The organism is Streptosporangium carneum (genome assembly GCF_027922005.1).
GTDB classification, from domain to species: domain Bacteria; phylum Actinomycetota; class Actinomycetes; order Streptosporangiales; family Streptosporangiaceae; genus Streptosporangium; species Streptosporangium carneum.
The window spans coordinates 1-6,696 of the sequence record NZ_BSEV01000058.1; the positions used below are offsets into that span (position 1 = coordinate 1).

Annotated in this window: 2 protein-coding genes; both read right to left on the reverse strand. The window is 73.8% G+C overall.

What is annotated here, in order from left to right; all coding sequences use genetic code 11:
* On the reverse strand, positions 1-217 hold a 217-nt coding region (locus PKF00_RS43725), incomplete at its 3' end, for a polyketide synthase docking domain-containing protein (protein ID WP_271223702.1).
* Between the two features lie 6 nt (positions 218-223).
* The coding region (locus tag PKF00_RS43730; RefSeq protein WP_271223703.1) for a type I polyketide synthase at positions 224-6,696 on the reverse strand (6,473 nt) is incomplete at its 5' end.

Below are 6,696 nucleotides of genomic sequence, written 5' to 3' on the forward strand. Positions count from 1 at the left end.
GGTCGTCGGGGAACTCCGAGACGGCGTCGCCTCCGGTGGAGACGAGGTCCCACAGGTGTTCGGGGGAGGAGATTCCGCCGGGCAGGCGGCAGGCCATTCCCACGATCGCGATCGGCTCCCTGGCCTTGGCCTCCACCTGGCGCAGCCGCCTCTCGGCCTGCTTGGTCTCGGCGATCGAGCGCTTGAGGTACTCGCGCAGCTTGTCGTCGTTGGCCATGTCGGATCAGCCCCTGTCCAGGAGGTCGAAGAGTTCGTCGTCGGTGGCGGAGTCGAGGTCGATCTCCTCGTCCTCCGCGCCGTCCAGGCCCGCCGGGGCGACGTCGAGGCGAGCCACCAGGGCCCGCAGCCTGGAGAGGATCTCGTCCCGCTCCACGGGGTCGGCCGACAGCGCCTCCTCCAGCCGCCGCAGCGTCTCCAACGGCGGAGCCGGTTCGCCGCCGCTTCCCGCGTCGGCCTCCGACAGGTCGGGGAGGGCCGTGAGGATGAAGCCGGTCACCGCGGCCGGCGTCGGATGATCGAAGATCAATGTGGTGGGGAGCGGCAACCCGGTGGCGGTCCTGAGCCGGTTGCGCAGGTCCACCGCGGTCAGCGAGTCCAGGCCGAGCTCGCGGAACGCGACGGCCGTCCCGACGGCCCCGGGATCGGAGTGCCGCAGCACCGCGGCGACCTCCGTGCGGACCAGGTCGAGTACGGCTTCGCGGCGCTCGCCCTCGGTCAGCCCGGCGAGCCTGGCGGCCTGTGACGGAGCTGAGGGGGCGGCGGAGGAGTCCGCCTCACCGGGGACGCCGGTCGCCGACGTGGAGGAGCGGGCGGCGTCGAGCCAGTACCGCGACCGCTGGAACGCATAGGTCGGAAGCTCCACGTGACGCGAGGCGGCCCCGGCGAGCGCGACCGTCCAGTCGACGGGCACGCCGCGGACGAACGCCTCGGCGAGCGAGGTCAGGAACCGGTCGAGCCCGCCCTGGTCGCGGCGGAGCGTCCCGGTGACCAGGGCGGGCGCCCCGTCGCCGGACTCCAGCGTCTCGTGGACGCTCGCGGTGAGCACAGGGTGGGGGCTGATCTCGATGAAGGCGTTGTGGCCCTGCGCGAGGAGCGCCCGGGTGGCCGCCTCGAACCGCACCGTCCGCCGCAGGTTGGCGTACCAATACTCCGCGTCCAGTTCCGAGGTGTCGATCCAGTCACCGGTCGCGGTCGACAGCATGGGAACGACCCCGGTGCGAGGCGCGATCGGGGACAGCGCCTTGAGCAGGTCGTCGTGGATGCTCTCGACCTGGGCGGAGTGCGAGGCGTAGTCGACCGGGATACGGCGGTTGCGCACCCCCTCCGCGTCGAGCTCGGTGAGCAACTCGATCAGGGAGTCCACCTCGCCGGACACCACCACGCTGGACGGGCCGTTGACGACTCCCACCGACAGCCGCCCCTCCCAGCGGGCGAGCCGGGCCTCCGCCTCGGCGGCGGGCAGGGAGACCGACGCCATGCCGCCCTCGCCGGACAGCGCCGTGATCGCCTGGCTGCGCAACGCCACCACCCTGGCGGCGTCGCGCAGCGGCAGCCCGCCCGCCACCACGGCGGCGGCGATCTCCCCCTGCGAGTGGCCGACCACCGCGTCGGGGCGGACCCCGTACGACTGCCACAGCTCGGCCAGCGAGACCATGACCGCCCACAGCACGGGCTGGACCACGTCGACCCGGTCCAGTCCCGGAGCGCCGGGCACACCGCGCACCACGTCGAGCAACGACCAGTCGGTGAACTCCGCCAGCGCGGCCGCGCACTCGGTGAGCCGTTCGGCGAACACCGGGGCCGTGTCCAGCAGTCCGGCGGCCATTCCCAGCCACTGCCCGCCCTGCCCGGGGAAGACGAACACGATCTTCCCGTCGGCGTCCGCCGTGCCGCGCACCACGTGGTCGGGCAGCGCGACACCGTCGGTGAGCGAGCGCAGACCGGAGGTGAACGCCTCGCGGTCCGCCGCGACCACCACGGCGCGCTCGGGGAAGAGCCTGCGGGTCGTGACGAGCGAGTGCGCGACGTCGGCGGGGTCGAGCTCGGCGCGGTTCTCCACGAACGTGGCGAGGCTGACGGCCTGGCCGCGCAACCCCTCGGGGACGTGACCCGACAGCACCCAGGGCAGCACCGCGGGGACGGCCGCGGGGTCACGCGCGGGCTCACCGGCAGGCTCGTCGGCTGAGGGCGGCTGCTCCAGGACCACGTGGGCGTTGGTGCCGCTGACCCCGAAGGACGAGACCGCGGCGCGCCTCGGCCTGCCGGTCTCCGGCCACGGCCTCGCGTCGGTGAGCAGCCGGACCGCCCCGAGGGACCAGTCCACGTGCGGGGTCGGCTCGTCGACGTGCAGGGTCTTCGGCAGCACGCCGTACCGCATCGCCATCACCATCTTGATGACGCCCGCCCCTCCCGCGGCGGCCTGCGTGTGGGCGATGTTGGACTTCAGCGAGCCCAGCCACAGCGGCTGCTCGGCGTCCCTTTCCTGACCGTAGGTGGCGATCAGCGCCTGAGCCTCGATCGGGTCGCCGAGGGTCGTGCCGGTGCCGTGTCCCTCGACGGCGTCGACCTCGGCGCCGGCGAGCCGGGCGTTGGCGAGCGCCTGACGGATCACCCGCTGCTGGGAGGGACCGCTGGGCGCGGTCAGTCCGTTCGACGCGCCGTCCTGGTTGACCGCGGAGCCGCGCACCACCGCCAGGACCGGGTGGCCGTTCCTGCGCGCGTCGGAAAGGCGCTCCAGAAGCAGCAGGCTGACGCCCTCCCCCCAGCCGGTGCCGTCGGCCGTCGAGGAGAAGGCCTTGCACCGCCCGTCCACGGACAGACCCCGCTGCCGGGAGAACTCCACGAACGTGGTGGGCGTCGACATCACCGCGACCCCGCCCGCCAGCGCCAGGTCCGACTCCCCGGTGCGCAGCGACTGGGCGGCCAGGTGCAGCGCGACCAGGGAGGACGAGCAGGCCGTGTCGACGGTGACCGCGGGCCCCTCGAAACCGAAGGTGTAGGAGATGCGCCCCGAGGCGATGCTTCCCGCGCTGCCGTTGGCGAGGTAGCCCTCCAGGTCTCCGGGGATCTCCTGCAGCCGGGGCGCGTAGTCGTGGTACATCATCCCGGCGAAGACCCCGGTACGGCTGCCGCGCAGCGACAACGGGTCGATGCCCGCCCGCTCGAACGCCTCCCAGGCCACCTCGAGCAGCAGCCGCTGCTGCGGGTCCGTGGCGATCGCCTCGCGCGGTGAGATGTTGAAGAACGCCGTGTCGAAGTCGGCGACGTCCCTCAGGAACCCGCCGTGGCGCGTGTAGGACTTGCCCACCTGGTCGGGGTCGGGGTCGTAGAGCTCCTCGACGTCCCAGCCCCGGTCGGTGGGGAACTCGGACACCGCGTCGCCTCCGGCCGCCACCAGCCGCCAGAGCGCCTCCGGGGACTCGATCCCCCCCGGCAGCCTGCAGGCCATCCCGACGATCACGATCGGGTCGTCGGCGACGGGGCCGGAAGCCGTCCTCTCGGCGCTGACGGGCACGGCCCGCGCCCGGTCGCCGACCAGTTCGCGCTCCAGGAGGCCGGCGACCGCCTGGAGGGTGGGGTGGTCGAAGGTGAGGGTGGCGGGCAGCCGCAGTCCGGTGGCGGTGCTGAGGCGGTTGCGCAGTTCGACGGAGGTCAGCGAGTCCAGGCCCAGCTCGACGAGCGGACGCTCCGTGGGAATGGTCTCCGGGCGGGGATACCCGAGCACGGTCGCCGTCTCGGTCCGTACGAGGTCGAGCAGGAACACGCCTCGCCGGGCGTCGTCGAGTCCGGCGAGGCGGGCGCCGAAGGTCTGCGGCCGGTCGGCCGGAGCCCCGGCGGCGCGACGTCGCCGGGGAGCGAGTCCGCGCAGCAGCGGTGACGGGACGTCGTCGGCGGTGACGCTGAACGGAGCCGGTACGAGAAGGCGGTCGTCATGAGTGGTGAAGACGGCGGCGTCGAAGAGAGCCAGTGCCTGCTCGGTCGGGAGCGGGCGCAGGCCTGTGCGGGCGAGACGCGCGCGGTCGACGGCCGTGAGGCCCGCCGTGATGCCGCTCTCCTGCTCCCAGAGTCCCCAGGCGAGGGAGACGACGCCGGGACGCTGGGCGGCGAGGGCGTCGAGGTAGGCGTTCGCGGCGGCGTAGCTCGCCTGGGCGGCTCCGCCGAGGAGGCCGGAGACGGAGGAGAACAGTACGAACGCGGCGAGGTCGTGGTCACGGGTGAGGTCGTGCAGGAGCCAGGCGCCGTCGATCTTGGGGACCAGGACGGGGTGGAGACGCGCGGAGGTGAGCGAGGTGACGGGAACGTCGTCGACGACGCCCGCGGTGTGGACGACGGCGGTGAGGGGGTGCTCCACGGGGATCGCGGCGAGTGCGGCGGCGAGCGCCTCCCGGTCCGAGACGTCGGCGGCGGCGACGGTGACGTGGGCGCCGAGTCCGGTGAGTTCGGTGTGGAGTTCGTGGGCGCCGGGGGTGTCCGCGCCGCGTCTGCCGGTCAGGACGAGGTGGCGCACGCCGTGCGCCGTGACCAGGTGACGGGCCAGGACGGTGCCGAGCCCGCCGAGGCCACCGGTGATCAGAACGGTTCCTTCGGGATCCCAGCGCCGGGGACCCGCGCCGCCGCGGGGGGCGCCGTGCGAAGGGGGCGGGGAGGTCTCGAGCGGGACCGCGCCGGAGGAGTCGGTGGAAGGGAGCCGGTGCGCGGCGGCGGAAGAGACCAGGGAGGGGACCCGGCTGAGGCGGGGGATCAGAGCGGAGCCCGCGCGCAGGGCGAACTGCGGCTCGTCCGCGGCGAGCGCGGCGGACACCGCGGCGGGCAGGGCCGCCAGAGAGTCAGGATCGTCGTCCAGGTCGGCCAGCAGGACGCGGCCGGGATGCTCGGTCTGGGCGGAACGCGTCAGGCCCCACACGGGGGCCGTGGTCAGGTCGGGAGCGTGTTCCTCGCTCGTGGCGACGCCGTCACGGGTCAGCACCAGGAGACGCGAGGAGCTCAGCCGGTCGTCGCCGACCCATTGGCGCAGCACTGCCAGCACCCGCTCCGCGTTGTCGTGCGCGCCGGTCACGGGATGCTCCCCGCCGGTCACGGGCAACACGACGAGGGGCGGGAGCGGCGCTCCGGCGTCGACGGCGTCGGTGAGCGCGGCAAGATCGGCGAACGCCGTGGCGGTGAGTCCGGCGAGATCGGCGAACGCGTCCCCGACGGCCCCGGTGTCCCCGGTGTCCTCAATGTCCTCGATGTTCCCGGCGCCCTCGCCGGCTTCGGTGTTCCTCGTGTCGCCAAGCCGACGACCTTCCTGCTTCAGCACCGCCCACGTCCCGTGTCCACCGGCGTCGGCTTCGACCGCCAGAGCCTCCCAGCGGAGCCGGAACAGCGCGTCGTGGTGCGCGGCCCGGGCACTTCGCAACTGGTCGCGCGGCACGACCCTGACCTGAAGCGATTCGACCGTGACGACCGGTGCGCCCGTGGGGTCGGCCGCGTGCAGGGACAGCGAGCCGGAGCCTGACAGCACCGCGCGCACCCGTAGCGCCGTCGCGCCCGAGGCGTGCAGCCGCACGCCGTTCCAGGCGTACGGCAACCGGGCGCCGTCCGCGTCCCCCTCGTCAAGCCAGCTCAGGGCGGCGACGTGCAGGGCCGCGTCGAGCAGCGCCGGATGCGCCCCGTACGGCGCCGCGTCCGCCTCCACGTCGCCGGACAGCGCGACCTCGGCGAAGAGCTCGTCACCACGCCGCCACGCGGCCCGCAGCCCCTGGAACGCCGGGCCGTACTCCAGCCCCGCGTCGGCCAGCCGGTCGTAGGCGTTTCCCACGTCGAGAGGCAGGGCGTCCGGCGGCGGCCACACCGCCAGGTCCTCGAGGGGCGCCGGGCCTCCCGCGACCAGGGTGGCGCTGGCGTGTTTGGTCCACTCGTCGGCGCCGTCTTCGGGACGGGAGTAGATCTCGACGTGGCGTCGGTCGGAGGCGGTCTCGGGGGTGGTGGCGATGATCTGGAGGAGGGCGGCGGTGTGGCGGGTGAGGGAGAGGGGGGTGTGGAGGACGAGTTCGTCGACGGTGTCGAGCCCGGTGTGGTCGGCGGCGTGGTTGGCGAGTTCGAGGAAGGCGGTGCCGGGGACGACGACGGTGTCGAAGACCGTGTGGTCGGCCAGCCAGGGATGACTGCTCAAGGACAGGCGGCCGGTCAGGACGGTGGCCTCGCCGTCGGCGAGCGGGACCGCCGCGCCCAGCAGGGGATGGCCGGTGACGGCGAGACCGAGCCCGGACGGGTCGGTGGGCTGGAGCGGCGCGTCGATCCAGAGGCGTTCACGCTGGAAGGCGTAGGTGGGCAGGTCGACCGTCTTCGCCTCCCCGCCCGTGAGGGTCGCCGCCCAGTCGACGGGAACGGCATGGGTGTGCAGGTGGGCGGCGGCGGTCAGCGCGGTGGTCACCTCGGGCCGGTCGCGGCGCAGCACCGGGATCGCGGTGACGCCTCCGCCGGTCCCCAGGATCTCGTGGACCAGTGCGGTGAGCACGCCGTCCGGGCCGACCTCCAGGAAGACGTCCAGGCCCTCGCCGGGCTCCGCCCCTTCGTGCAGGCGGCGTACGACGTCGTGGAAGCGGACGGGGTGGCGCAGGTGGTCGGTCCAGTAGGTGGGGGAGGTGAGTTGTTGGGGGGTGGCGGTGGTGCCGGTGTGGTCGGAGATGAGGTTGAGGGTGGGGGGGTGGTAGG